Raw genomic sequence first — 26,924 nt, forward strand, 5'->3', positions numbered from 1 at the left:
CACCATTTCATGGTCAAAAACGCGAACCAACATAGGCCTTGCGCATTCCCCTATCCATGGCATTGAATGAAGGCTAAGCCACATCATGGCTTTACGCTGCATCCATGTGACGCAGAAAATTGTCGAGGAGATGATATGACCTACAGTAATTCACGCCAATCCGAATACCCGGTCGATCCCATTTTTCTGGACCGATGGTCACCGCGAGCATTTACGGACGCAGCAATGCCCAAAGAACATTTGCTGACGATCCTCGATGCGGCGCATTGGGCTCCATCGGCGTCCAATCTCCAGCCTTGGCGCTTTGTTTATACCCATAGAGGCAGCCCGGATTGGGATAAATTCGTGGGCCTGCTGATGGAGGGAAACCAGCGTTGGGCCAAAAACGCCGCGGTTCTGCTCTTTATCATTTCTCGTGATTACAATATTTCGCGCGATGGCGAGAAGAAGCCTGCGACGACCCATTCATTCGACGCCGGAGCCGCGTGGTTCTCGCTCGCGATGCAGGCGCATTATCTCGGCTATCACGCCCATGGCATGGCGGGCATATTTAAAGACAAAATCGCAGAAGCGCTCAATCTGCCGCAAGGTTATGTCGTGGAAGCAGCCGTCGCCATCGGTACGATTGCCGACAAAAGCACCCTACCCGACGAACTGGCCGCACGCGAAGTTCCAAGCGAGAGATTGCCGCTTGCCGACGTCGCGTTTGAAGGCAGTTTCACTGGCAAGGCGGATTGAGCTGGTTGCTACCAACCGTCAGAACAACAAAAGGCCCGGTGGAAGCATATCCACCGGGCCTTTTGTTAACATTGCGTTTCACGTGAATCGTCGCATCCGACAATCCACCGGTTAAAATCAGATATCAAGATTGGCGACGTTGAGCGCGTTTTCCTGAATGAAGTCGCGGCGCGGCTCCACTTCATCGCCCATCAGCCGGGCAAACAGGCTGTCAGCATCGGTGGCGTCTGGAATTTTGACCTGCAACAACGAGCGGACATTGGCGTCGAGCGTGGTTTCCCACAGCTGCTCGGCATTCATTTCACCAAGCCCCTTATAACGCTGCATGGAGAGGCCCTTGCGGCCTGCCGCAAAGATCGCGTCGAGAAGCGAGCGCGGGCCGGAAATTGTCAGCGTGCCATCCTTGCGTTGTAGCACGGGCGGCGTCTTGTAAATGTCACCCATGCGCGTAGCCAGCTGGTCGATATGTCGGGCATCTGCCGAACCCATCAGGCCCATATCCAGCGTGGAGACTTCCTTTACGCCACGCACCATGCGCCAGAAACGCAAGCCGCCATCGTTCATCACTTCGCCGGTCCAGCCGCACTCCGTCTCTTCGGCAATCATGTCCAGACGGCGTGAGACTTCAGCAACGGTCGCTTCGGCCTTGCTGGCGTCTGCTGACAGTTCGGGGTTGAGCGCACCGGCGATGGCTGCCTGTTCCACGATGGAGCGGCTGTAGCGCGAGTGCAGGCTGTCGATCAGTGTGCGCATCCGCACCGCATCGAGAATAACCTCGCGCAAATCCTGGCCAACCCGGACTTCACCCGAACCGACGGTGAGAGACGCTTCTTCGATACCCATGGAAATCAGGTATTCTTCCAGCGCCTTTTCGTCCTTCAGATATTGCACAGACTTGCCACGTGTGACCTTATAAAGCGGTGGCTGTGCGATATAAAGATGACCGCGCTCGATCAGTTCTGGCATCTGGCGGAAGAAGAACGTCAGCAAAAGTGTGCGAATATGCGCGCCGTCCACATCAGCATCGGTCATGATGATGATCTTGTGGTAACGCAGCTTGTCAGCGTTGAATTCGTCCTTGCCGATGGATGTGCCGAGCGCAGTAATCAGCGTACCGATTTCCTGGCTGGACAGCATCTTGTCGAAACGGGCGCGTTCCACGTTCAGAATCTTACCACGCAAAGGCAGAATGGCCTGCGTTTCACGGGAACGGCCTTGCTTGGCGGAACCGCCAGCGGAGTCGCCCTCGACGAGGAAGACTTCGGATTTAGCCGGATCGCGTTCAGAGCAGTCCGCCAGTTTACCCGGCAAGGATGCGATATCGAGAGCGCCCTTACGGCGGGTCAGTTCGCGCGCCTTGCGGGCAGCTTCACGGGCGATGGCAGCTTCCACCACCTTGCCGACGAGAATCTTAGCTTCTGTCGGATGCTCTTCGAACCAAGTGCTGAGCGCTTCATTGACGAGGTTTTCAACGACGGGACGGACTTCCGAGGAAACCAGCTTGTCCTTGGTCTGCGATGAGAACTTCGGATCTGGAACCTTGACCGAAAGAACGGCCGTCAGACCTTCACGGCAATCTTCGCCCTGAAGGGAGACCTTCTCGCGCTTGGTGATGCCCGAGCTATCTGCATAGGACGTAACCTGACGCGTCAACGCGCCGCGGAAACCGGCCATGTGCGTGCCGCCATCGCGCTGCGGGATGTTGTTGGTGAAGCACAGCATGTTTTCATGATAGCTGTCGTTCCACCACATCGCGACTTCGACGGTAATACCGTCTTTTTCGCCAATGATGTAAACGGGCTTGTCCACCAGCGGCTTCTTGGAGCGATCCAGATATCGCACGAAGGCCTCAAGACCGCCATCATAAAGCATTTCTTCCTGCTTGATGTCGGAGTGACGCTTGTCGGTCAACAGAATGCGCACGCCCGAATTCAGGAACGCCAGCTCGCGAAGTCGGTGCTCCAGCGTTGCATAGGTATATTCTGTCATCGTGAAGGTTTCGGTGCTGGCGAGGAAGGTAACTTCCGTGCCGGAACGACCTTCATATTCACCAACAACCTTCAGCGGGCCGTCGGCCACACCGTGCGTAAAGGAAATTTCGTGGGTTTTTCCATTGCGGCGAATGCGAAGCTTCAGCCAGACCGACAGCGCGTTCACAACGGAAACACCCACACCGTGCAGACCGCCAGACACCTTGTAGGAGTTCTGGTCGAACTTACCGCCCGCATGCAGCTGCGTCATGATAACTTCGGCAGCTGAAACACCTTCGCCAGTGTGAATATCTGTTGGAATGCCGCGACCGTTATCGGTGACCGAGACCGAACCATCGGCGTTCAGCGTCACAGTTACCAGATCAGCGTGACCAGCCAACGCTTCGTCGATGGCGTTATCCACCACCTCGTAGACCATGTGGTGCAGACCAGAACCATCGTCGGTATCACCGATATACATGCCGGGACGTTTGCGAACCGCGTCAAGGCCCTTGAGCACTTTGATCGAATCGGCTCCATAGGCTGCACTAGCGGCGTTTTTTTCGCTCGACGTCGTTTCAGTCATAAGCACTCTTTCCAAATGTATCTGTCGCAGCGCATCCAAAACAAGAACGGCGCGGCAGCGAATCACTTTAAATCTGACGTGTGACTATAGAAATTCCGCCTCGATATCCAAAGTCCACGAGCGCCAAAACCCAGCACAAAGTCGGGGATAGCGCGGGTTTCAATCGCAAGAACGGCTTTTTTGCAGCACCTCTGTCAGTTCATCTATCACAGTTGGCGACAGCTTGCGAATATTCCGCGCCAATCCGTTGGCCAGCGCCGTATATTCCTTCGGCAAACCGGCTGTATCGATCACCACGCGTGGATCGGACGCGCCAGCCAGTGAGAACAACTCGTCGGCCTCATCCCAGATGATGTTGAAGTAGCCGGCAATGCGCTGAAGAAGATCGAAACTCGGTTTGCCGCGCTTTCCATGTTCCAGCGCCGAGAGATAGGCAGGCGAAACGCCAATCGCCAGCGCCATCTGCTTTTGCGTTACACCCTTCTTCTCCCGCAGCACTCGCACGGCATCGGCAAAGGGTGTCATGAGGGCTCACCGCGACGTCTGGCCAGGCGCACATAAAGCGCACCATCGCCGCCATGGTTCATCGATGCATCCTCATAGGACGAGATGAGATAGCGATACTCCGGTTTGGAAAACCACATGGGCACCGCCCGCTTCAATGCGCCATCGCTGCCCATGGACCGGCCCTTACCGGTAATGACCAGCACGTGGCGCAAACCGCGCTCATGTGCCCGAATCAGAAAATCAAGAAGCACGGCGTGGGCTTCGCTCTGGAACATCCCGTGCAGATCGATTCGCGCCTCCAGCGGCAAGCGCCCACGGGTCAGCTTTCGTTTGACGGGCTTTTCCAGCGGGCTGTGAAAACGCTTCCTGTCCGCCTCCGTCAATAAGGGTTGAGGCACTGTTTCGATGATCATCTGCGGGAAAGGCGGAATGGGTTTGCCGGGTTTCTTTTCCGGCTGCAGCGGCAACACGACCTCGGCTTCGGCCTCCAGCGCTTCGAAAGCAAGAAGATCCTCGGCACGACCGGAAATCAACCGCGTCGTCTTGGCCACCTTCCCCCATAAAATACGCTCGTCCTTGCCGAGCTTGCGGCCACCCTTCATCACCGATACCTTTCCGCTGCTCCACGCGGTATCAGTATATAAAAATCTGCGTCATTGCGCACCGTGCCTGCAAGCTCTCCCGCCTCATCACCGGACCCCGTGAAAATATCGCCACGGGCAGGCCCGACAATGGCAGAACCTGTATCGAGTGCCAGCATCAGCCGGCCAAAGGAGTGACCACCATCAAGATGGGTGAGGCTCTTCGAACTGATAAAGAAGGGGAAGCCAAACGTATGGATCAACCGATCCACCGCAAGCGACCGACCAGCAATCAAAGGTACTTTGGCGGCAGCAACAGGTCCAAGCTCTAGACCCTCCACATCCGCCTCGCGGAAAAAGATGTAGGAGCGATTGTGCCAGAGGACTTCATCCACCTTGTCCGGATGCTCGCCTAACCAAGCCCGGATGGTCTGCATCGATATGGTGGCTGGATCGAGCTCGCTTTTGTCCAGCAAAAGCCGACCGATCGGAGAGAAGGGATGACCGGCCTTGGCCGCATAGGTGATCCGTTTGATCGTGCCATCGGCAAACCGAAGCCGCGCCGCACCCTGTACATGGACGAAAAAGAGATCGACTTTCGATTTCGCCCAGGCAATTTCAAGACCACGGCCGTCGAGATATCCGCGGTCGATCTCTCCTCGGTCGGGATATGGGGAAATCGCACAATCGCGCTCGAGCCCGAAGGCATAATAGGGATCGATATCGGATGGTCTGTTGGTCTCATCCAGATCGATGAGGTCCGCCGGGCGACGATAAATCGGATATTTCCAGATCGCATCTGGCGTAGCCGATACGTCCAGTTCCGGCTCATAAAATGCAGTGACGAAACCGCTTCTGCCCGACGCGGGAGATATTTTGAATGGAAAACACTCCGCTTCAAAGAAGCGGCGGGCAGAAAGCGCATCGGTCAACTCTGCACTGTCGGCCTTCTCCAGAAGAGGAACAAGGTCATCCGCTTTGAGACCAAGTGCTCCGGTGCGATATCGCTTGCCGTGACTTAAATGTTCGAGAACGGAGTGCATGGCCGGAAACAGAGCCGAAGGATCGTCCGTCTGCCAACCGGGCAGTTCATCGAACGATACCTCTTCTAAAGCAAAATCCCGGCCCATGCTGCTCATTGTTCGGATTCGGTCGCGATCAGTTTCCAGTTTGGATCGCGCGAACGGATGTCGCGTGAGAAGGTCCAGATATCGTCAACCTCGGAGACATTTTCCGCGTCGCCGTCGATAACCTTGCCATCCTTATCATAGGTCGCCGAAATCAACTGGCTGATGATCCGCAGTGTAATCTGCTCTTCGGAATCACGGATGCTGGCATGGGTGATATCGATCTTTTCAGTGCCGACGAAGGTCGACTTGATCACTTCACCGCGGCTCTCACGCTCGGAAATCGCCGCATCGAAACCCTCATATACTTCCTTGGACAGGAGGTTCTTAAGCGTCTTGCGGTCGCCATCGGCAAAAGCCATGACGATCATTTCGTAGGCCATCCGGGCACCGTTCAGGAACTCCTTCGGCTCGAAAGACGGATCGGTCTTTGTCAGTTCACGAAGCGAATCATTGAGCGCTGAACCCACAGGGGCGATGGCATCGATTGCTGCAAAACGGTTTTCCTCGTCACCTTCCCCGCGGCGCGGCAAGGTCACGACCTTGTTATCGTCAGCCGGAGATTTGGCGGCATCACGCGGGCTATAAGGGTCCACTGGTGGCTTCTCATTGCCGGTACGGCGGCCAAGAACACTGCGAAGCTGAAGAAAAATCAGCACTGCAGCCACAAGGAAAAACAATGTTATAAAGTCGCTTGAGCCCATCTTTTACCGAAACCGCCATTTAAATCTAATTTTCTACACATCATATAGTCTGCATCTGCTCATCATTCAAACCTGCAGATTCAATCGGTTCTATCCATCGGTCGACATATTGATGATATCGTCCCGATCCAGCATCGAATTTTCCGAAAACGGGTTTGAAACTTTCGTCTCGACTGACCTGTAACACGCAAGGCTAGCAATATGCGTTTCTCTTTCTTACCCGTCATCGTTCTTATGATGCCAATCCTGGAAATTTGCGGCTTCATCGTCGTCGGCAAAGCACTGGGATTATGGCTCACGCTGGCGCTGATCCTTTTCACCTCTTTCCTCGGACTGGTCATTCTCAGATCCGGCGGCCTCGGCATGGTGCGCAACCTTCAAACCGCAAGTCGCTCGGGTGATGAACCGGCGCAGGCCATGATCAATGGCGGTATGCGCGTTATTGCTGGTATTCTGTTGTTCGTGCCTGGCTTCATTACCGATGTCATCGGTCTTCTTCTCCTCGTTCCCGCTTTCAGAACCCTTATCTGGAAAGCGATCGGTCCCCGCATCGTCGTTGCCGGCTCGTTCAAGAACCAGGGTTTTCGACCGGGTCCGCAAAATAACGGTTCTGCAAAGGTGGTGGATCTGGACGATGACGACTTCCACCGTGATGGGCCAAACCAGTCGCCATGGTCTGCGAATAGAGACGACCGCGACTTGCCGAAACCTTGACGCCACCCTGCATATCGAAGGGTTGTAAGCCTATTGTCTAAATGATAGAGGGCTTTCCAAGAATTCAATCCGCGAGGACATAGTATGACCACTGAAAACGGTGCGCTGGACGGTGCAAACCCTTCCCTCAATATTCTGACGCAGTACACCAAGGATTTGTCCTTTGAAAATCCGGGTGCCCCCCGCTCGCTTCAGGCCCGTGATGGCGCTCCTGCCATCAACATCAATGTCAACGTCAATGCGAACCCGATTTCCGGTTCGGATTTCGACGTCGTTCTGACGCTGAACGCAGAAGCCAAGGATGGTGACAAGGTTCTGTTTGTGGCTGAACTGGTCTACGGCGGCGTTTTCCGCATCACTGGCTTTCCGCAGGAACATATGCTGCCGGTTCTCTTCATCGAGTGCCCGCGTCTGCTGTTTCCTTTCGCACGCCAGATCATTGCAGACGTTACCCGCAACGGCGGCTTCCCTCCATTGATGATCGATCCGATCGATTTCTCTCAGATGTTTGCGCAGCGTGTTGCTGAAGAACAGGCCCGCGCCAAGGTTCAGGCCGTTCCGAACTGATTGTACGAAAACATAGATGAGTTGATGAACCCGGGTCAAAAGCCCGGGTTTATTTTTTGGGTGTCGCGACGCACACTCAATTTCATCTGTAAGCTTTTTCAGGATCACGTGAACCAACAAACTTGGTCCTCGCTTCAGACATCTTCACTGCTGATACTTGTTCCAGATCGCCTTGTCGCCCATCGCTAGAACCAGCTTTCCATGCGCAGCAGCGGTATCGGCATCCAGCCTCGGTGGTAATGGCTTGATCCGGTGTAATGGTTCGCTCGGCACTTCATCCACGACGTTGACCGTTTGAGTTTTGGCTGCGCTTCCAAATCCCAGCGCCGTCTGGCGACCGCCGATCATCTCGATATAGACTTCGGCCAGAAGTTCGGAATCGAGCAGCGCGCCGTGCCGTGTCCGGTGCGAATTGTCGATACCGTATCTGCGGCAGAGCGCATCCAGCGAATTCGGACCCATCGGATGTTTGCGGCGCGCCATGGATAGCGTGTCTGTTACCAGCTCCGGTGAAACCGGCTCTATTCCAAGCCGGGCAAATTCCGCGTTGATGAAGCCCATATCGAATGTGGCATTATGGGCGACCCAACGCGCACCTTCGAAGAAATCCCTGATGTCCTGAACGACCTCTTCGAACTTTGGTTTGTCCCGCAAAAATTCATCGGTGATGCCATGCACCGCCAACGCATCCGGATGAACCTTTCGGTCCGCCGGATTGATATAAAGATGAATCGACCGGCCTGTCGGGAAATGATTGAAAAGTTCAATGCCACCGATTTCGATAATGCGATCGGCCTTCGATTCCAGACCAGTTGTTTCCGTATCGAATATGATTTCGCGCATGGTCAAACCTTTCCGTCTCGCCTGGTCCGCAAGGCAACAAGCACCGCTTGCACCTGTACGCGGGCATCTTCTAGCCCACGTCCGGTATCAATAATGAAATCGGCACGCTTCCTTTTTTCCTCATCTGGCCTTTGCCGCGCAAGGATCATCTGGAACTTTTCTTCGCTCATTCCAGGCCGCGACAAAACCCGCTGGCGCTGAATATCGGGTGCGCAGCTGACAACGACAATAACATCCACCCGCGTTTCAGCACCGGTCTCAAACAGAAGCGGAATATCCAGCAATGCAAACGCAGAACCGTTCTGTCGTTCACGCTCCAGAAATTCGTCCTGCTTACTCCTCACCAGTGGGTGAACAAGCTGCTCAAGCTTTGCAAAATTAGCCGGATTCTGTCGAAGAATTTGGCCGAGTTTCTCGCGGTTGACGCGACCTGCTTCAGTCGTCCCTCGAAAAGCGTCTTCGATAAGAGACGCAGCTTCATTTTCATAGAGCTGATGCACCACAGCGTCGGAATCGCAGATGGCTATGCCTTCCTGAGCAAACAGTTGGGCAGTTGTTGACTTTCCCATTCCGATCGATCCGGTCAGCCCGATGGTGATCATACGTGCTGTTCCATATCGTTGATGATCAGTGATCGCAGCGCTTCATCCACGTGAGGTGTTTTTCCAAACCATTTCTTAAAACCGGGTTTGGCTTGGTGAAGCAGCATGCCGAGCCCATCGACAATTGAAAAGCCTTGTCTCTCCGCCATTCTCAAAATGGGTGTCTTCAACGGAACGTAGACGATATCAGTCACCACGGCACCGTTGCTTAGCCTCGAAAAATCGATGTCCGGCACGGCGCTCCCATCCATGCCCAGCGACGTCGTGTTGACGAAGAGCCCCGCGCCGCCCGATACTTCGTGCAAAGCCTCCATCGGGTGAGCAAAGACGTGGACACCGAACCGATCACGCAATTCTTTGGCTCGCGCCACCGTGCGGTTGACCACGTGGATTTCGGAAATACCTCGGTCTCGCAGGGCCTGAATGACAGCTCGGCTCGCACCCCCCGCACCAAGAACCACCGCCTTATCGGTTACGTCCCATCCAGGATGAGCTGCGTCCAGATTGGACACGAAACCGTAACCGTCCGTGTTCGATGCATGGACAAGGCCATCCTCAAGCCACAGTGTGTTGACTGCTCCCAGCTCCTGCGCAAGTTCGTCCGGTTGGTCTGCCAATCGATAGGCGGATTCCTTGTGAGGGATCGTGACGTTGCCGCCGACAAAACTGCTATCGCTCTCGGACTTTAATTCGGTGATGAATTTTTCGAATTTTTCAGGCGCAACTTCTACCGCTTTATAAGAGCCGTCTATCTCGAATGTTTTCAGCCAATGCCCGTGGATCAATGGCGAACGGGAATGCTTGATCGGGTAGCCGGTGACGAAAGCGTTTATAGTTAATGTTTCACGTGAATCAGCCATCGATCAGGCCCAGTTCTCGAAGTTTTGTTAAGAGAGGCAAAAGCGGCAGCCCGAGGATGGTGAAATAATCGCCTTCAATTGCGGTAAATAGCTGGATTCCCTCTCTCTCCAACTGGTACGCGCCAACGCTGGAAAGCACTTTCGTGCCGACGCGGTCCAGATGCCTATCGACAAAAGCTGCATCCAGTTCACGCACCGTCATATCCGCAACCGTCACGACATCCCAAATGATCTCATCATGTCTGGCAAGTGCTGCACCGCAATTCAGCCTGTGCGTTTTGCCAGACAAAGACATGAGATTTGCATGGGCCTCCGTCATATCCCTCGGCTTATGGTAAATCCGATCCGCAAGCGACATCGTTTGATCACATCCCAGAACAATCGCATGTGGATTTAACGCGCTGACCGCCAGTGCTTTTGCCTTTGCAAGCTCCACCGCGATCCGGTCCGGCGTTGCACCCTCCGCCTCGAGCCGAGCATCGACGGCTCTCTCATCGATATCGGCGGGTTGCACGGAAAAACTGAGACCTGCATTGCGCATCAGCATTTGCCGTGAAGCACTGGAGGAAGCAAGAATAAGGTCTGGTTTCATCAACCACGGTCTCCAAACGATTTGGCGAAGGGATTAGCGTGTCCGTTGACGAAGGGCAAGAATGGCGGCAGCCGTCTCTTCAATCGAGCGCCTGGTAACATCGATCATCGGCCAATTGTTGCGAGCGCAAAGCGCGCGGGCATATTTCAACTCTTCCATGATCGTGGCCCGATCAATGTACTGGCCTCGATCAAAGCCACCTGTCGAGCCGAGTTCACGATGTTCGCGGACCTGCGATATCCGATCGGATGTCGCCACAAGTCCAACAATCAACGGTCTTGATGCCTTATAAAGACCCTCGGGCAGCGGAACGCCGGGAACGACCGGAATATTTGCGGTCTTAACGCCCCGGTTGGCGAGATAGATGCTGGTCGGCGTCTTCGACGTCCGGCTGATACCGATCAGCACGACGTCCGCGTCGTCGTAACTTTCCGGCATCTGCCCGTCATCATGGTCCATGGCGAAGTTCAATGCTTCAATGCGTGCGAAATACTCCGCGTTAAGCGCATGCTGTGCGCCAACCCGCCGTCTCGAGGCTGTTCCAAGGTATGTCTGAAAAATACCGATGACAGGTTCGAGGACATTCACGCAAGGAACGCCAATCGCGTGACATTGAAGATCAAGAAATTCCGCAAGCTGTTCATCGACAATCGTATAGAGCACGATTCCCGGCTCCTTATCGATACTGTCGAGAACTTGTTGCAGCTGTTTCTGGTTCCTGATCATTGGATAAACGTGTTCAAGCGGCATCGCCGCGTGAAACTGCGCCGATACCGCCCTACCCGCCGACATCAGAGTCTCTCCCGTGGAGTCAGAAATCAGATGAAGATGGAAGAAGCTTTTTTGGTTCTCCACGCTGTTTTCGCCTCCCTGTTGATAAGGGTGGACAACATCAGCCTTTCGGGCGGGTAATGGTCACCCCGGCGCAAAACCTGCGTTTTATCCACAATTGGCTTTTGGTGTAGCAAGCAAAGACCCGCTTGTGAATTGTGAGGAGAACGTCAAACTGTTAAAAACGACACAATAATTATCCACAGGATGGCTTAAATTTCATGATGTCATAAATTATTGAAAATCATGATATTTTCAGCCTTATCTCGGATATGAGATAGACACCATGTCGGCATTGTCATTGTCTAAATCCAACGGCGTCACATGCGGCATATCCGCCGGATAAATTTTAATCCTTGCTACTCACAGACTCTAAGAAATAGAAAATCTTAAGAATCTCTTTTATTTTATTTTTAGAAAAGATGAGCTGATGTCTGAACGTAGCGTTTTGAAGGTTTTAAATGGAGAGGCACTGAGCCCTCCGCCGATCTGGCTGATGAGACAGGCTGGTCGTTACCTTCCCGAATATCGAGAAACGCGCAAAACTGCGGGAAGTTTCCTGGACCTTTGTTATAATCCAGAGCTGGCGACTGAGGTGACACTCCAGCCGATCCGTCGTTTCGATCTGGATGCTGCCATTTTGTTTTCCGATATTCTGGTCATTCCGGATGCTCTGAACCGCAACGTCACATTCACCGAGGGCAAAGGTCCAGCGATGGATCCGATTGACACGGCGGGCATCTCTGCTCTGAAACCTGACAACATCCTTCCGCATCTCAAGCCTGTATTTGAAACGGTGACGAAGCTGAGGCGGGAACTGCCATCGAAGACTACGCTGCTCGGGTTCTGTGGTGCGCCCTGGACCGTTGCGACCTATATGATTGCTGGACACGGAACGCCGGATCAGGCCCCTGCTCGTCTGTTCGGTTACCAACACCCGAAGGCCATGGAAAAGCTGCTGTCATTTTTGGCAGAGGTGTCGGCCGATTATCTCGTTGCGCAGCTCGATGCGGGAGCGGATGCCGTTCAGATATTCGATTCTTGGGCTGGTGTGTTAGGCGAGAAAGAGTTCGAAGACTATGCGGTGAAGCCGGTTGCCCGGATTATCGCATCCGTTCGAGCCCGTCGCCCGAACGCCAAGATCATCGCTTTCGCGAAAGGTGCAGGTATCCTGTTGAAGGACTACCGTCAGAAGACGAAGGCAGATGCTATCGGCCTCGACTGGAGCGTGCCGTTGTCCTTTGCGCGCGATCTTCAGAAGGACGGCCCGGTACAGGGTAATCTCGATCCAATGCGCATGGTGGCGGGTGGTAAGGCGCTGGAAGACGGCATTGATGCCATTCTCGACTGTCTCGGGGCCGGTCCATTGATCTTCAATCTCGGCCACGGAATAACACCTCAGGCTGATCCTGAAAACGTTGGAAGGCTCGTGTCCAGAGTTCGCTCTTACGGAGTGGCAAAATGAGCTTGGAAGCGCAAACCTCAGCAAAGGCCGGCCAGAAGTCCCGTCTGCGGGCGGCGGTGGCACTCGCTGGTTTTGTTGCGCTGGTTGCGCTTGTCCTGCATGTCGATCCGGCGGATGCCTATTTGTGGATCAAGGCTTTGCACATCATCGCCGTTATCTCGTGGATGGCCGGGCTGTTCTACCTTCCGCGGCTGTTCATCTACCACACGGATGCGGCACCTGGCTCCGAGACATCCGAGACCTTCAAGATCATGGAGCAGCGGCTTCTCAAGGTCATCATGAACCCGGCGATGATGATTTCCTGGGTGCTGGGCCTCTATCTTGCCTGGTCGGTTTATGGATTTTCCGGTGGATGGCTGCATGCGAAAATCGGCTTCGTCGTGCTCATGACAGTGACCCATGTCTACTTCAGCCGAAGCGTGAGGCGATTTGCACGGGATGAGAACACCCGTTCTGCCCGTCACTGGCGGTTGATGAACGAGGTTCCGACCGTTCTGATGATCGTGATAGTCATACTAGTGGTTGTGAAACCCTATGCCTGACGGGCGATCACGATAATTTTCTCGGAATTGGTGCTTTCCTCTTGCGGCTTTCCGGTTGAATCGCTATTTTCCCGTAACCCATCTCAATGGCATGTGAATTATTCAGCCGTCTGCGGGACACCCTCAGTACCTGATTCGCGATCAAGCCTTTCCCCACACACATTTTTTAAAGACGGTCTTTCTCTTCATGGCTGAAATGAAGCTACAGGAACTTAAGAGCAAATCCCCAACCGATTTGCTGACTTTTGCCGAATCCCTGGAAGTCGAAAATGCGAGCACGATGCGTAAGCAGGAGCTCATGTTTGCAATCCTCAAGGTTCTGGCAAGTCAGGACATCGAGATCATTGGCGAAGGTGTCGTCGAAGTTCTCCAGGATGGATTTGGCTTCCTGCGTTCTGCCAATGCCAATTATCTGCCAGGCCCGGATGATATTTACATCTCGCCTTCGCAGATCCGCCGTTTCTCATTGAAAACGGGCGATACCGTTGAAGGCCCAATCCGGGGACCCAAGGAAGGCGAGCGCTATTTCGCGCTGCTGAAGGTCAACACGATCAACTTCGACGATCCGGAAAAAATTCGTCACAAGGTCCATTTCGACAATCTGACGCCGCTTTATCCCAACGAGCGTTTCAAGCTGGAGTTGGAAGTTCCCACATCCAAGGACCTTTCCGCCCGCGTCATGGATCTCGTAGCACCACTCGGTAAAGGCCAGCGCGGTTTGATCGTCGCTCCGCCACGCACCGGTAAAACCGTTCTTCTTCAGAACATTGCTCACTCCATCACTGCCAATCATCCCGAATGCTATCTGATCGTTCTGCTGATCGATGAGCGTCCCGAGGAAGTGACCGACATGCAGCGCTCGGTGAAGGGCGAAGTCGTATCATCCACATTCGATGAACCGGCTGTCCGTCACGTTCAGGTCGCCGAAATGGTCATCGAAAAGGCCAAGCGTCTCGTCGAACATGGCCGTGACGTCGTTATCCTGCTCGACTCCATTACACGCCTTGGCCGCGCCTATAACACCGTCGTTCCCTCTTCTGGCAAGGTTCTGACCGGTGGTGTGGATGCAAACGCTCTGCAGCGCCCCAAGCGCTTCTTTGGTGCCGCCCGTAATATCGAAGAAGGCGGCTCGCTGACGATCATTGCTACGGCGTTGATCGATACCGGCAGCCGTATGGATGAAGTCATCTTTGAAGAATTCAAGGGTACGGGTAACTCGGAAATCGTGCTGGACCGTAAGGTCGCCGATAAGCGTATCTTCCCGTCGATGGATATTCTCAAGTCCGGTACGCGTAAGGAAGACCTGCTCGTTCCGCGTCAGGACTTGCAGAAAATCTTTGTGCTGCGCCGTATTCTGGCACCGATGGGCACGACAGATGCCATCGAGTTCCTTATCGACAAGCTGAAGCAGACAAAGACAAATGGCGATTTCTTCGACTCCATGAACACTTGATCTCTCAAGTATCAATCCTCATTATCGATCATAAGGCCGCGTTCCTCATAAGGATGCGGCCAATTGTTTTAGCGAGATGACATTCGATGTCTCAGTCCACTGATACAATTTATGCTCTGTCGAGTGGTTCTCTGCCGGCTGGCGTTGCAGTGTTGCGACTAAGCGGGCCTTCGGCGCTTACGGCTCTTGTATCGTTGATCGGTGACCCCCTGCCGTCCCCGCGTCGGGCCGCGCTAAAAACGATTCGTAACCGAAACAATGAAGAGCTTGATCAAGCTTTGGTTCTACAATTTCCAGCACCGCATTCTTTTACAGGAGAAGACTGCGCCGAAATCCACATTCATGGCAGCAGAGCCGTTGTGGAAGCTGTCTTCTCAGAACTCGACGCCATACCCGGACTTCGCCCGGCGGAGCCTGGTGAGTTTTCCAAGCGCGCCTATGACAACGGCAAAATGGACTTGCTGGAAGTTGAAGGTCTTGCCGACCTTCTGAAGGCTGAAACAGAAATGCAGCGGCGACTGGCTGTCGAACAAACCAGTGGGCGTCTCTCTGGACTTTATGATGGTTGGGCGCATCGCTTGACCCGTTGTCGCGCCTTGATTGAAGCAGAGCTTGATTTTTCAGACGAAGAAGATGTTCCCGACTCGGTTGCAGCGCAGGTATGGAAAGATGTCTCAGGTCTCCAGAAAGAACTGGAGCGTCACCTTAATGCAGGTTCTTCATCAGAAATCATCAGAGATGGGTTCAAAGTTGCGCTTGTTGGCGCGCCTAACGTCGGTAAATCCAGTTTGCTGAACGCTCTTAGCGGTCGCGATATCGCTATCGTCACTGACATTGCTGGCACGACGCGCGATGTTTTGAGTGTTGATCTTAACATCGACGGCTATTTGGTGGCTGTCTTCGATACCGCTGGCCTCAGAGAAACCACTGACGTCGTGGAGCTTGAGGGCGTTCGTCGTGCACGAGAAACCGCAAGCACTGCCGATCTTGTTCTTTTGCTTTCCGACATTGATTCGGCTCCGCAACAATTCGATGAGTCCCCGTCTGCATCAGTTATTTCGGTAGAAACGAAGGCCGATGTTCGACGAGCCGGTCAACAGCAGAACTCTAATATGTCCATCTCATCTAAAACCGGTGCAGGGCTGGATGTTCTGCGTCAAAGAATTGGCTCTGAGATTGCCAAACGCGTCGGTGTTGCCCAGACACTTGTCCCTGCTAGGGCGAGGCATAAGAAACGTCTTGAAGAGACGCTAAACTATGTTAGTGATGCCTTGAAATCCGAAGAAATGGATTTAGCGATCCGCTCGGAATATCTACGTTTGGCAGCGACGTCTCTTGGACGGATTACGGGCCGAGTCGATGTTGAAGACTTGCTGGGCGTCATATTCTCCGAATTTTGTATCGGTAAATGATTCACGTGAAACATTCGCATTCTGATTGTCAGAGGCGACAGGGATAAAGAGATTTATAATGACATACGATGTCGTTGTAATTGGCGGTGGGCATGCCGGAAGCGAAGCGGCCGCCGCGGCCGCGCGTCATGGTGCCAAGACGGTCTTGTTGACGCACAACAAAGATACGATCGGCGTCATGTCATGCAATCCCGCCATAGGCGGCCTCGGAAAAGGCCACCTTGTGCGAGAGATCGACGCGCTCGACGGTCTTATGGGCCGTGTGGCTGACGCGGGCGGTATTCAGTTCCGCATGCTAAACCGCAAGAAGGGCCCCGCCGTTCGCGGCCCTCGCACCCAGGCCGATCGCCGACTTTATCGCGAAGCCATGCAGGCGGAAATTGCTGTAATCGAAAACCTGACGGTGGTTGAAGGTGATGCATACGACATCGAAATGGTCCACGGTACCATCAGTGCTGTCGTTCTGGCGGACGGTCGAAAAATTTCTTGCAGAGCAGTTGTTCTAACCAGCGGCACATTTCTGCGAGGTCTGATTCATATCGGCTCCGAAAAGATACCGGCTGGACGCGTTGGTGAAAAGCCCTCTGTTGGCCTGTCGGACACGTTGGCTCGATCTGGCCTGAGCATGGGGAGACTGAAAACCGGAACTCCCGCAAGACTTGATGGCAAAACCATTGATTGGGCAGCAGTCGAGCGCCAAGGAGCGGATACTGATCCTGTTCCGTTTTCCTTTATGACGAATAAAATCGTTAATCCCCAGATTGAATGCGGCGTGACCCGGACGACGCCCGCCGGACACAAGATAATTCAAGACAATATCCACTTGTCCGCCATGTATTCAGGACAGATCGAAGGTGTTGGACCGCGTTATTGCCCATCCATTGAGGATAAGATTGTCCGGTTCGGCGAGCGGGACGGCCACCAAATATTCCTCGAGCCAGAAGGCTTGGACGACGACACGATTTATCCAAACGGCATTTCGACGTCCCTACCCGCTTCTGTCCAAGAAATGTTTATTCACACAATACCCGGACTGGAGCATGTCACGATTCTTCAGCCAGGCTACGCGATAGAGTATGACTATGTCGATCCTCGTGAACTAAAGCCATCGCTGGAATGCCGCAAGGTACCAGGGCTTTTTCTGGCAGGTCAGATTAATGGAACGACGGGCTATGAGGAGGCCGCCGCGCAGGGCTTGGTGGCGGGGCTGAACGCTTCGTTGTTTGCAAGCGGCGCTGACGCCATCCATTTCAGCCGCACCGAATCTTACATTGGAGTCATGATCGACGATTTGACGTCCAAGGGTGTCACCGAGCCCTACCGGATGTTCACCTCACGGGCAGAATATCGCCTATCACTACGTGTCGATAATGCAGATCTTCGTCTGACCCCTGTCGGTGCCAAGGCAGGCATTATTGGGTCTGAACGAGCGAAGCGATTTGAAGCCTTTGGCGATGACCTCGACAAAAATCGTTCGATCCTAAAACAAAGTTTTGTTTGCCCCTCTCACGCTGCAAAGCATGGATTGAAGCTGAACCAAGACGGACAGAAACGGTCGGCCTACGAGCTGCTATCTCATCCTGACATCACATTGGATATACTCAAGGCGATTTGGCCTGACTTGCATCAGATATCTCCAAAAGTCGGTGAAGTCTTGGAAATTGAGGCGAGCTATGCCGTCTATATGCAGCGGCAGAGTGCCGACATTGTCGACATCAAACGGGACGAAGATCGAAAAATCCCTGATGATTTTGATTTTTCCATGTTGTCTGGCCTTTCCAATGAATTGAAACAGAAGCTTCAGAGGGCTCGACCTGAAAATATCGCTCAGGCCGGGCGGGTGGATGGAATGACACCGGCGGCTATCTCATTGATTCTTGCTTTAGTGAAAAAAGGGACTTATACGCAAACTTCAAAGTTGCGTGCACATCCATAACGAGTCCCAATATGATCATAAACGGCCAGAGTGTTTCACGTGAAACACAAGAGCGGCTTGAGCTTTTTGTCGAGCTTTTCAAAAAATGGAATGCGACGACCAACCTTGTTGCCCCCTCCACGCTCGGTGAACTGTGGTCACGCCATATCGCTGATAGTGCTCAAATTTTCCAGCTCTCTCCAAGGCCTCAAGTTTGGGTTGACTTGGGAAGCGGCGGCGGATTTCCGGGCATCATAACGGCTATTTTTTTGGCTGAACTTCAAGACGGTTGGGTTCATCTCGTTGAAAGCAACAATAAAAAGGCTGGATTTCTCCGCGTTGCGCTTAAAGAGACAGGCGCTCGTGGTTCGGTCCACCCAATTCGAATCGAAGCTGCTCCTTCGGCAATAGGGCCCTGTGACGCCATATCCGCCAGAGCACTGGCCGAGCTTGATTTATTGATGGATTATATTCATCCATGGGCTACTACCAACGAAAATTTGCGCTGTTATCTGAACAAAGGTCGGGATTACGAGGCTGAGGTGCAAAAAGCGCGTGGTCGTTGGGATTTCGATCTGTTAATACATCAAAGCAGCGTCGAAGCGAGCTCTGTTGTTCTTGAAATTAGTGGTCTTGCCTCGAAAAGCTGATTTACCAAGTCAGGTGCGGCATCATGTTCGAAAAAAACCGAATAATCACGATCGCGAACCAAAAGGGTGGCGTCGGTAAAACGACGACGGCCATAAACCTTGCCACAGCACTTGCTGCTATTGGTGAACGTGTTCTCGTTGTCGATCTCGACCCACAGGGAAATGCAAGCACTGGCTTGGGTATAGATCGTCGCTCTCGCAAGCTTTCGTCTTATGATCTTCTGGTCGGCACCAATTCCGTTGCGGAAGTGGCTGTGCCCACGGCAGTGCCAAATCTCGACATCGTCGCGTCGACCATGGATTTGCTCGGTTTCGAGATGGAAGTCGCCAATGTTGCAAATCGTGTTTTCTTTTTGCGCAACGCGCTACAAGCTGATGATGCGCGCGCCTATTCATACATTCTGGTTGATTGCCCACCCTCATTCAATCTTTTGACAATGAATGCGATGGCGGCAGCGCATTCTGTGCTTGTTCCTCTGCAATGCGAGTTCTTTGCGCTTGAGGGTCTCAGCCAACTGCTGGATACGGTCAATCAGATTCGTGGCACGGTTAATCCTGCCTTGGATATCCAAGGTATCGTGCTGACGATGTTCGATTCGCGCAACAATCTGGCACAGCAGGTCGTCAATGATGTGCGCACCCATCTGGGAGAGAAGGTGTACCACACGCTCATTCCTCGGAATGTCCGCGTGTCCGAAGCGCCATCCTATGGTAAACCAGCGATATTATATGATCTTAAATGCGCGGGTTCCCAAGCCTACCTGGAGTTGGCTTCTGAAGTGATACAACGTGAACGTTTGCGGAAAGCCGCTTGATAGGTATGAATAAGCATCATAGCGCAAACATGACGAGTGTTCATGTAGTGTTCTTGCGAGTTTTGTGGAGTTGAATATGAGCGATGATCTTTCGAAGCGCCGTCTCGGGCGCGGCTTGGCGGCCCTAATTGGAGAGATGGACCAGCCTCTTCCGGTGGGCGAGCCGCAGCGCGCTGTGAGTGCCGACCGCACCATTCCTATCGAATTCATTGCTCGAAGCCCACGCAACCCGCGTCGTCATTTTGACGAAAGCGAACTTCAGGACCTTGCCTCCTCAATACGGCAGCACGGTATCGTTCAGCCTGTTGTCGTCAGGACGACCAGCCAAGATCGTTATGAGATTATTGCCGGTGAGCGCCGTTGGCGCGCTGCGCAGCTCGCCGGCTTTACGGAAGTTCCCGTTATCGTCCGCGATGTGGATGACCGCACCGCACTTGAGCTCGCTATCGTTGAAAACGTCCAGCGTTCTGACCTCAATCCATTGGAAGAAGCCCTCGGTTACGACCAGTTGATCGCTGAGCATGGTTATACTCAGAATGATCTCGGTGAGATCATCGGCAAAAGCCGCAGTCATGTCGCCAATAGCCTGCGCCTTCTGAAGCTACCGGACCCTGTTCGTGATATGCTGGCAGAAGGTTCTTTATCGGCCGGTCACGCGCGAGCTTTGGTCTCGACGTCTGATCCAACCTATCTGGCCCGCTCGATCGTTGCGAAAGGTCTGTCCGTTCGTGATGCCGAACGTATGGCGCAGGCCGATATCCGATCACAACTTGATCCGGCTCATTCACGCAAATCCGAGAATGAGAAAGATTCCGATACGATTGCGCTTGAGCGGACGTTGGCCGATGCATTGGGTCTTGATGTGAAAATCAATCACAAAGGCTCGGGCGGTCATATTCGCATTAATTACCGCACGCTGGACCAGCTTGAGGCGGTGTGCCGTCTTCTGGAACAAAAATGACATCAACTATCTGAATATTATGGGGAAATCGATTTGGATTTCCCCTTTTTCAACCATATTTAGCTTAAAAATCGATTGCGCGTCCTTTGATTTCATAGTCGCCAAAACGCACCGGCTCAGGTCCGCCGCGCCCGCCCGATTCCGGCGGTAATTCCAGCGCTTTTGCCTCTCGGCGGCGCTCTTTGGCTTCTTTCAGCGCACGTTCTGCAGCAGGAGAAAGTGTCCTGCGGTTTTCACCGCCATTATCGTTGTCTGCGTCTTGCATGAAATCCTAGGCCTTATGACAGCATATTGAAATGCATTCGTTCGTAACCAGATTATAGAAGTCGCAATGGCTTGATAAGCCATTTCACCTTTGAACGGAGATTTTTAGATGAATCTGATGCGTACGGCCATGTTGTTGGCGTTCATGACCGCTTTGTTCATGGGGATTGGTTTCTTGATTGGCGGTACGGAAGGCATGATGATTGCTTTGCTGTTCGCAGCTGGCATGAATCTGTTTTCTTACTGGAATTCAGACAAGATGGTTCTGAAGGCCTATCACGCCCAGGAAATCGATGAACGAAACGCGCCAGATTTTTTCGCGATGATTCGCGATCTCTCACACAATGCTGGCCTGCCGATGCCCAAGGTCTATGTTTACGATAGCCCACAACCCAACGCTTTTGCCACGGGTCGCAATCCGCAAAATGCCGCGGTTGCGGCGTCGACCGGATTGATGGAGCAATTGACGCCGCAAGAGGTTGCTGGGGTCATGGCGCATGAGTTGGCGCATATCCAGAACCGCGACACGTTGACGATGACCATCACGGCAACTCTAGCCGGTGCTATTTCCATGCTCGGCAACTTTGCATTCTTTTTTGGCGGAAACCGCGAGAACAATAATCCGCTCGGCTTTATTGGCGTTTTGGTTGCCATGATCGTGGCACCTTTGGCGGCGATGCTGGTGCAGATGGCCATCAGTCGGACACGGGAATATTCCGCGGACCGTCGCGGTGCGGAGATTTGCGGAAATCCGATGTGGCTCGCATCTGCGCTGCAAAAGATTGCCGGTGCCGCAAAGCAGATTCATAATGATGATGCAGAACGAAACCCTGCGACAGCGCACATGTTCATCATCAATCCGCTGTCCGGTGAGCGCATGGACAATCTGTTTTCGACGCACCCGAATACGGACAATCGCATCGCTGCGCTTCAGGCGATGTCGCAGGATTTCGCGCAGGCATCGACCTATCGTCCGACAAGTGCTAATCCGGTCCGCAAATCACGCTCTGTTCCAAACATTGGTATTGGGAAAGGCGATCAAAATGAACGCAAAGGTCCCTGGTCTTGACATCGAATTCCTCCGCCAAGCCGGCAAAACAACACAAACGTAAGCCGTCTGGTGGAAACAACGAAGCCGCGTCTTTTGTTGAAGACTGGAAACCAGGGCTTGCTACGCGTGTGGCAGCCGTCAAGATCATCTCAGCGGTCTTGGACAAGAAGACGTCGCTGGATGGCATGTTGGATGCGGAAAATGGCAATCCAGCCTACCGCGCTCTCAGTCTTGCTGACCGCGCTCTGGTTCGGGCAATCGTCAATACATCTCTCCGACACCTACCTCGCATCGAAGCGGTTCTCGGGATGTTGCTGGACGGCCCGCTGCCACAGGGCGCGCGGTCGCTGCACCATGTTCTGGTGGTCGGTGTCACGCAGATGCTTTATCTGGATGTTCCGGATCACTCCGCCGTCGATCTTGCCGTCGAACAGGCGCATCGAGATCCACGCAACCGTCGTTTCGTCAAACTCGTCAACGCTGTCTTGCGGCGTTTGGGGCGTGAGAAAGACGATATCTTGCAAGCGGTCAGCGCCATACCTGTTTTGCCCGAATGGTTTTATGCCAAGCTGGTTAAGGTTTACGGTAAGGACGCAGCGGCGCGTATAGCCGAGGCGCAACTCATTCCGTCAGTTATTGACGTCACCGTGAAATCCGACCCTGATCATTGGGCGGAAAAGCTGAATGGGACGGTGATGCCGAATGGTAGCGTTCGGCTCGGTTCCTTCGAAGGCTCGGTTTCCGGGCTGGACGGCTTTACGGAAGGCGAATGGTGGGTTCAGGATTTCTCCGCGAGCATGCCGGTGCGACTGATGGGCGATCTCGCTGGTAAGCGTGTGGCCGATCTTTGCGCGGCACCCGGTGGCAAGACGGCGCAACTCGTTCTTGCAGGTGCCGAGGTTACCGCATTGGATCAATCGGGAAACCGTCTGAAACGTCTTCGTGAAAATCTGGATCGCCTGCAACTGAAAGCAGAGACTATCGAGATCAACATGCTGAAATTCCAGCCGGACGAATTGTTCGATGCCGTACTTCTGGATGCGCCCTGCTCTTCCACAGGCACCTTGCGCAAACACCCGGATGTTTGCTGGACCAAGGACGAAAAAGACATTTCCAAGCTCGCTACCTTACAGGAACAGATGCTTCGCCACGCCATCACCATGGTGAAACCAGGCGGTATCGTTGTCTTCTCCAATTGCTCGCTCGATCCGTCAGAGGGCGAAGATATGGTTGCCAAGGTTCTGAAAAGCGAGCCGTCGCTGCAGCGCGTTCCGGCCTCCAAGAGCGACTTTCCGGACATGGAAATTGCGATCAATGAAAACGGTGACCTTCGCACGACGCCCGATATGTTCGGGGGCGTGGACGGTTTTTACGCTACGGTCCTTCGTGTGAATTAATACAGCTTATTCTTTTTCAACCTTGAGCCGGATTCCCATCGGGTGATCATGGCTTGCTTGCTGTTGCTTTGGATTGTTTACAAAATATGAAGTTTTTCATGACATATTGAACAATGTCGCATTCGCAATATGCCGTCCTTTCTCTGAGGGCTGTGCGGACGTCTGGACGCACAAGGTCGCTCTCAATCCCTTCAATGGCGTGCTGGCAGAAAATCGACTGAGATTTCATGCTGTGCAAATGAAACAGAACAAGTCTTCGGGCGGGCGGGAAACGCAGGTTTGGCAATATCCCTGAACAGCAGCTTGAGTGTTGCGGGGCTTTTTATACGCACACTCCGGAATCGCATCATGATCGGCCTCGCGCCATCACGCCTGCGGTTTTTGAAGCTTGCCGATCGTGCACCCAGCGGGCTTGTTGCAGCACCTACGGATTTACGTGCGGTTGATCCTTACGTTGCTCAGGAACTGGTATATGGGCGCATAGCGCTCACCGGTCGTATCTTGGAAACGGGCGGAGCATCGCCGTTTTCGCTGGAGATGCCCTCTGCAGCCTTTGAGGAAAAACTCCATGCGTTTGGCTGGTTGCGACATGTTCGTGCCAGCAAATCGGATGAGGCCTGCGCCCGCGCGCGATTTTTGGTCTCGGACTGGATCGCCCATCACGGCCGCAGGATCAAAGGTGTCGCCTGGGCTCCAGAGATTGCAGCGCAAAGACTGATTGCCTGGTTGTCGCATTCTCCTGTCGTGCTGCAAAACGCCGATGCGGTGTTTTATCGCCGTTTCCTGAAATGCCTCGGCTACCACGTTCGCTATCTCAGCCTCATTGCAAAATATGCACCGGATGGCGAAATTCGCCTGAAAATCCGTATCGCTTTGGCTGTCGCGTCGATTTCCCTACCGCACAGGGCGGTAAAAATCGCGCGTTTCGGCGTGAAACTCGATCGTGAGCTGGAACGACAGGTTCTGCCGGATGGTGGCCATGTGTCGCGCAACCCGCGCGTCATGCTGGATCTGCTGCTGGATCTCTTGCCTCTGCGCCAGAGCTATATCAATCTCGGCCATGATGTCCCACCTGGGCTCGTGCCTGCAATCGACCGTATGTTTCCAGCCATTCGTTTCTTTCGCCATCAAGATGGTGATCTTGCGCTTTTCAACGGGGCAACGGTGACGCTCGCCAATGAACTGGCCTCCGTACTGCGCTACGATGAAACATCTGGAAGACCCTCCCGAGCGCTGCCTGATGTCGGTTATCAGCGGCTTTCGGCCGGCAGCACAGTTGTTATCGTTGATACCGGGCTTCCGCAGACACTTGAGCTTTCGAAAGGTGCCCATTGCGGCTGCCTCTCATTTGAGCTTTCTTCTGTTCGCAACCGGTTCATCGTCAATTCCGGTTTTCCACCCCAGGCGGCCAAGGATTTCAGACGCGCTAGTCGGTCTACGGCCGCGCATTCCACGGTCACCCTCAACGATACCTCGTCTTCGCGTCTTTCCCGCTCACGTCTTCTCGGGCCCGTCATGATGCCGGGTATTACCGACGTGACTGTCGAGCGACAGACCGACCAGAAGGGTAGCGATGTGCTGACGGCCTCACATGACGGTTATCTCAGGACACTCGGATATCGTCATGAGCGGGAGTTGGAGCTGAATGTTGCTGGCACCAAGATAAAAGGCCGCGACGCCGTCATCTTGTCTCAGGACGGCAAAAAACGAACCACCCTGCCGGTTAGCGCCGTTTCCCGTTTCCACATTCATCCGTCCATCAATCTCGTACAAGTGGATCAGGAAACCGTCTTGATGAGTGCGGCTGATGGCACGGGCTGGGTGTTTTCAGCGCCGGGTCAAATTGTCACGATCGCCGAGGACGTTTTTATGGCCGATGCCTCTGGGATACGGCCATCGCAGCAGATCGAGATTCCCTTTAGCCCTTTGGATACACCGGAAGTTCGCTGGCTGATCGAAAAGAAGCCGTAGCCTTTTGCGTTCCGCCTCATATCTGGTTTGATTTGTGGGCCAACACGCCGGTGCAGGTTTATTATTGCGCCAAGCTGTGCTAACGCGGCGGCAACCGCCGGATGGGTCGCTCTCCGGCCTGTCCTTTCCGCATCACGGAGTGTTCCCGCATGGCTGTCGTTTCCAAGAAAATTCCCGCTCCTGACAAGGTCAAAATCCGCACTGCGCTGCTCTCAGTCTCGGACAAGACGGATATCGTTGAACTGGCAGGCGCGCTGGCCAAGCTCGGTGTGAAGCTTTTGTCGACGGGAGGCACGTCCAAGGCCATTGCCGATGCGGGTCTTCCAGTGACTGATGTCTCCGATATCACCCAGTTTCCGGAGATCATGGATGGTCGCGTCAAGACGTTGCATCCCAATGTCCATGGCGGTCTGCTGGCGATCCGTGACGATGCGGAGCATGTGGAGGCGATGCGCGCGCACGGCATCGAAGCGATCGATCTTTCCGTGATCAATCTCTATCCTTTCGAGGAGGTCCGCGCCAAGGGCGGTGATTATCCAACAACAGTGGAAAACATTGATATTGGTGGCCCGGCGATGATCCGCGCTTCTGCCAAAAACCATGCCTATGTCACGGTCCTAACCGATCCCAGCGATTACCCGGAGCTGCTGGAGGCGCTGCAAGCCGATGACGGCCAGACGAGCTATGCATTGCGTCAGCGTTTTGCTGCAAAAGCCTACGCCCGGACCGCCGCCTATGACGCCGGGATTTCCAACTGGTTTGCCGAAGCGCTATCCATAGAGACGCCGCATTACCGCTCGATCGGTGGCGTTCTGAAGGAGAAGATGCGCTATGGCGAAAACCCGCACCAGAGTGCCGGTTTCTATCTGACGGGAGACAAGCGCCCAGGTGTTGCCACGGCTACGCTTTTGCAGGGCAAGCAGCTTTCCTACAACAATATCAACGACACGGACGCAGCCTATGAGCTGGTTGCCGAATTCCTGCCGGAAAACGCGCCAGCCGTTGCGATCATCAAGCACGCAAATCCATGTGGTGTGGCCACTGGTGCGACATTGCTGGATGCCTATAAGCGTGCCCTCGCCTGCGATCCTGTGTCGGCGTTTGGCGGCGTGATTGCGTTGAACCGGACGCTCGACGCTGAGACGGCCGAAGAAATCATCCAGCTCTTCACCGAAGTCATTATTGCGCCTGACGTTACCGAAGAAGCAAAGCTGATCGTTGCACGTAAGCCGAACCTGCGCCTTCTTTCCGCCGGTGGCCTGCCGGATGCGCGCGCTCCGGGTCTCACAGCGAAAACCGTATCCGGTGGTCTTCTGGTGCAAAGCCGTGACAATGGCATAGTCGAAGACCTCGACCTCAAGGTCGTCACCAATCGTGCGCCAACGCCGCAAGAGCTTGAGGATATGAAGTTCGCCTTCAAGATCGCCAAGCACGTGAAGTCCAATGCGGTGATCTATGCCAAGGACGGACAGACTGCCGGTATCGGTGCGGGTCAGATGAGCCGTATCGATTCAGCCCGTATAGCCGCGCAAAAGGCCGAAGATGCCGCCAAGGCCATGGGGCTCGCGGAGCCACTCACCAAGGGTTCAGCCGTGGCATCCGAGGCGTTTTATCCCTTTGCGGATGGTTTGCTGGCAGCGATCGCGGCTGGCGCGACCGCTGTTATTCAGCCGGGTGGCTCGATGCGGGATCAGGATGTCATCGATGCAGCGAACGCGCATGGAGTGGCGATGGTGTTTACGGGCATGCGCCACTTCAAGCACTGAGTGGGCCGGCACTCGCCCGGATTACTTCACACAACATTGA

General features: G+C 54.0%; 26 protein-coding genes. 15 read left to right on the forward strand and 11 right to left on the reverse strand.

Going from position 1 to position 26,924, the window contains the following annotated elements:
- Positions 1–135: 135 nt before the first annotated feature.
- Positions 136–738, forward strand: coding sequence for a nitroreductase family protein (locus tag CPJ18_RS20020; RefSeq protein WP_103659757.1), 603 nt, complete (start codon positions 136–138; stop codon positions 736–738).
- 117 nt (positions 739–855) lie between these two features.
- Here the strand turns inward: CPJ18_RS20020 and gyrB are convergent, their stop codons facing one another.
- The 5 genes from gyrB to CPJ18_RS20045 all read right to left on the reverse strand — a co-directional run bounded on the left by gyrB (position 856) and on the right by CPJ18_RS20045 (position 6,213).
- Entirely contained in the window at positions 856–3,294 is a 2,439-nt protein-coding gene (gene gyrB, locus CPJ18_RS20025) for a DNA topoisomerase (ATP-hydrolyzing) subunit B (protein WP_103659933.1), read from the reverse strand.
- A gap of 159 nt (positions 3,295–3,453) precedes the next feature.
- Positions 3,454–3,819, reverse strand: a complete 366-nt coding sequence (locus CPJ18_RS20030; RefSeq protein WP_103659758.1) for a helix-turn-helix domain-containing protein — start codon at positions 3,817–3,819, stop codon at positions 3,454–3,456.
- Positions 3,816–4,403: a Smr/MutS family protein gene (locus CPJ18_RS20035; RefSeq protein WP_103659759.1), complete on the reverse strand. Its 588-nt coding sequence runs from the start codon at positions 4,401–4,403 to the stop codon at positions 3,816–3,818. Before CPJ18_RS20035 ends, CPJ18_RS20030 begins: the two co-directional genes overlap by 4 nt.
- Entirely contained in the window at positions 4,403–5,521 is a 1,119-nt protein-coding gene (mltA, locus tag CPJ18_RS20040; protein ID WP_407026456.1) for a murein transglycosylase A, read from the reverse strand. Before mltA ends, CPJ18_RS20035 begins: the two co-directional genes overlap by 1 nt.
- Entirely contained in the window at positions 5,518–6,213 is a 696-nt protein-coding gene (locus CPJ18_RS20045; RefSeq protein ID WP_077123018.1) for a Tim44/TimA family putative adaptor protein, read from the reverse strand. Before CPJ18_RS20045 ends, mltA begins: the two co-directional genes overlap by 4 nt.
- A gap of 201 nt (positions 6,214–6,414) precedes the next feature.
- Here CPJ18_RS20045 and CPJ18_RS20050 point away from each other — a divergent pair, with 201 nt between their 5' ends.
- Both CPJ18_RS20050 and secB read left to right on the forward strand, forming a co-directional pair.
- Positions 6,415–6,927 (forward strand): FxsA family protein, encoded by a 513-nt coding sequence (locus CPJ18_RS20050; protein WP_103659760.1) that lies wholly within the window; start codon positions 6,415–6,417, stop codon positions 6,925–6,927.
- A gap of 84 nt (positions 6,928–7,011) precedes the next feature.
- Complete coding sequence (secB, locus tag CPJ18_RS20055) at positions 7,012–7,494, forward strand: protein-export chaperone SecB (protein ID WP_077104959.1); 483 nt, start codon at positions 7,012–7,014, stop codon at positions 7,492–7,494.
- A gap of 144 nt (positions 7,495–7,638) precedes the next feature.
- Here secB and dnaQ read toward each other — a convergent pair whose 3' ends face one another.
- From dnaQ to CPJ18_RS20080, 5 genes are read right to left on the reverse strand one after another with little or no spacing between them, the layout of a single operon-like run.
- Positions 7,639–8,337 (reverse strand): DNA polymerase III subunit epsilon, encoded by a 699-nt coding sequence (gene dnaQ, locus CPJ18_RS20060; protein WP_103659761.1) that lies wholly within the window; start codon positions 8,335–8,337, stop codon positions 7,639–7,641.
- Between the two features lie 2 nt (positions 8,338–8,339).
- Positions 8,340–8,939 carry a dephospho-CoA kinase gene (gene coaE, locus CPJ18_RS20065; RefSeq protein WP_103659762.1) on the reverse strand — a complete coding sequence of 200 codons (600 nt, stop codon included), beginning with the start codon at positions 8,937–8,939 and terminating at the stop codon, positions 8,340–8,342.
- Positions 8,936–9,799, reverse strand: coding sequence for a shikimate dehydrogenase (locus tag CPJ18_RS20070; protein WP_103659763.1), 864 nt, complete (start codon positions 9,797–9,799; stop codon positions 8,936–8,938). Before CPJ18_RS20070 ends, coaE begins: the two co-directional genes overlap by 4 nt.
- Complete coding sequence (locus tag CPJ18_RS20075) at positions 9,792–10,391, reverse strand: Maf-like protein (RefSeq protein WP_103659764.1); 600 nt, start codon at positions 10,389–10,391, stop codon at positions 9,792–9,794. The genes CPJ18_RS20070 and CPJ18_RS20075 overlap by 8 nt, the downstream gene beginning before the upstream one ends.
- A 33-nt stretch (positions 10,392–10,424) precedes the next feature.
- Positions 10,425–11,246 carry a pyruvate, water dikinase regulatory protein gene (locus CPJ18_RS20080; RefSeq protein WP_103659765.1) on the reverse strand — a complete coding sequence of 274 codons (822 nt, stop codon included), beginning with the start codon at positions 11,244–11,246 and terminating at the stop codon, positions 10,425–10,427.
- Positions 11,247–11,652: 406 nt separating this feature from the next.
- On the opposite strand from CPJ18_RS20080, the gene hemE reads away from it, so the two are divergent.
- From hemE to CPJ18_RS20120, 8 genes are all read left to right on the forward strand, one after another.
- The gene (gene hemE / locus CPJ18_RS20085; protein WP_103659766.1) at positions 11,653–12,687 is read left to right on the forward strand and encodes a uroporphyrinogen decarboxylase; all 1,035 of its coding nucleotides are present in this window, start codon (positions 11,653–11,655) and stop codon (positions 12,685–12,687) included.
- Positions 12,684–13,229, forward strand: a complete 546-nt coding sequence (gene hemJ / locus CPJ18_RS20090) for a protoporphyrinogen oxidase HemJ (protein ID WP_167397943.1) — start codon at positions 12,684–12,686, stop codon at positions 13,227–13,229. The genes hemE and hemJ overlap by 4 nt, the downstream gene beginning before the upstream one ends.
- A 187-nt stretch (positions 13,230–13,416) precedes the next feature.
- Positions 13,417–14,682 (forward strand): transcription termination factor Rho, encoded by a 1,266-nt coding sequence (rho, locus tag CPJ18_RS20095; RefSeq protein WP_103587028.1) that lies wholly within the window; start codon positions 13,417–13,419, stop codon positions 14,680–14,682.
- Positions 14,683–14,768: 86 nt separating this feature from the next.
- A complete protein-coding gene (mnmE, locus tag CPJ18_RS20100) occupies positions 14,769–16,094 on the forward strand; it encodes a tRNA uridine-5-carboxymethylaminomethyl(34) synthesis GTPase MnmE (RefSeq protein ID WP_103659767.1) in 1,326 nt (441 codons plus the stop codon).
- 58 nt (positions 16,095–16,152) lie between these two features.
- Positions 16,153–18,030 (forward strand): tRNA uridine-5-carboxymethylaminomethyl(34) synthesis enzyme MnmG, encoded by a 1,878-nt coding sequence (gene mnmG, locus CPJ18_RS20105; protein ID WP_103659768.1) that lies wholly within the window; start codon positions 16,153–16,155, stop codon positions 18,028–18,030.
- 11 nt (positions 18,031–18,041) lie between these two features.
- Positions 18,042–18,659: a 16S rRNA (guanine(527)-N(7))-methyltransferase RsmG gene (rsmG, locus tag CPJ18_RS20110; protein WP_103659769.1), complete on the forward strand. Its 618-nt coding sequence runs from the start codon at positions 18,042–18,044 to the stop codon at positions 18,657–18,659.
- Between the two features lie 20 nt (positions 18,660–18,679).
- On the forward strand, positions 18,680–19,474 hold the full coding sequence (locus CPJ18_RS20115; RefSeq protein WP_103659770.1) for a ParA family protein: 795 nt from the start codon (positions 18,680–18,682) through the stop codon (positions 19,472–19,474).
- A 76-nt stretch (positions 19,475–19,550) separates the two neighbouring features.
- Positions 19,551–20,435: a ParB/RepB/Spo0J family partition protein gene (locus CPJ18_RS20120; protein WP_103659771.1), complete on the forward strand. Its 885-nt coding sequence runs from the start codon at positions 19,551–19,553 to the stop codon at positions 20,433–20,435.
- 64 nt (positions 20,436–20,499) lie between these two features.
- Here the strand turns inward: CPJ18_RS20120 and CPJ18_RS20125 are convergent, their stop codons facing one another.
- Complete coding sequence (locus CPJ18_RS20125) at positions 20,500–20,700, reverse strand: DUF1674 domain-containing protein (protein ID WP_103659772.1); 201 nt, start codon at positions 20,698–20,700, stop codon at positions 20,500–20,502.
- Between the two features lie 108 nt (positions 20,701–20,808).
- Here CPJ18_RS20125 and htpX point away from each other — a divergent pair, with 108 nt between their 5' ends.
- From htpX to purH, 4 genes are all read left to right on the forward strand, one after another.
- Positions 20,809–21,768: a zinc metalloprotease HtpX gene (gene htpX, locus CPJ18_RS20130; RefSeq protein ID WP_103659773.1), complete on the forward strand. Its 960-nt coding sequence runs from the start codon at positions 20,809–20,811 to the stop codon at positions 21,766–21,768.
- Positions 21,759–23,147 carry an RsmB/NOP family class I SAM-dependent RNA methyltransferase gene (locus CPJ18_RS20135; RefSeq protein ID WP_188348533.1) on the forward strand — a complete coding sequence of 463 codons (1,389 nt, stop codon included), beginning with the start codon at positions 21,759–21,761 and terminating at the stop codon, positions 23,145–23,147. The genes htpX and CPJ18_RS20135 overlap by 10 nt, the downstream gene beginning before the upstream one ends.
- 348 nt (positions 23,148–23,495) lie before the next feature.
- Entirely contained in the window at positions 23,496–25,118 is a 1,623-nt protein-coding gene (locus tag CPJ18_RS20145; RefSeq protein WP_103659776.1) for a heparinase II/III family protein, read from the forward strand.
- Between the two features lie 149 nt (positions 25,119–25,267).
- On the forward strand, positions 25,268–26,884 hold the full coding sequence (gene purH / locus CPJ18_RS20150) for a bifunctional phosphoribosylaminoimidazolecarboxamide formyltransferase/IMP cyclohydrolase (RefSeq protein WP_103659777.1): 1,617 nt from the start codon (positions 25,268–25,270) through the stop codon (positions 26,882–26,884).
- Positions 26,885–26,924: the final 40 nt, after the last annotated feature.

Source organism: Agrobacterium rosae (assembly GCF_002915175.1).
GTDB classification, from domain to species: Bacteria; Pseudomonadota; Alphaproteobacteria; order Rhizobiales; family Rhizobiaceae; genus Agrobacterium; species Agrobacterium rosae.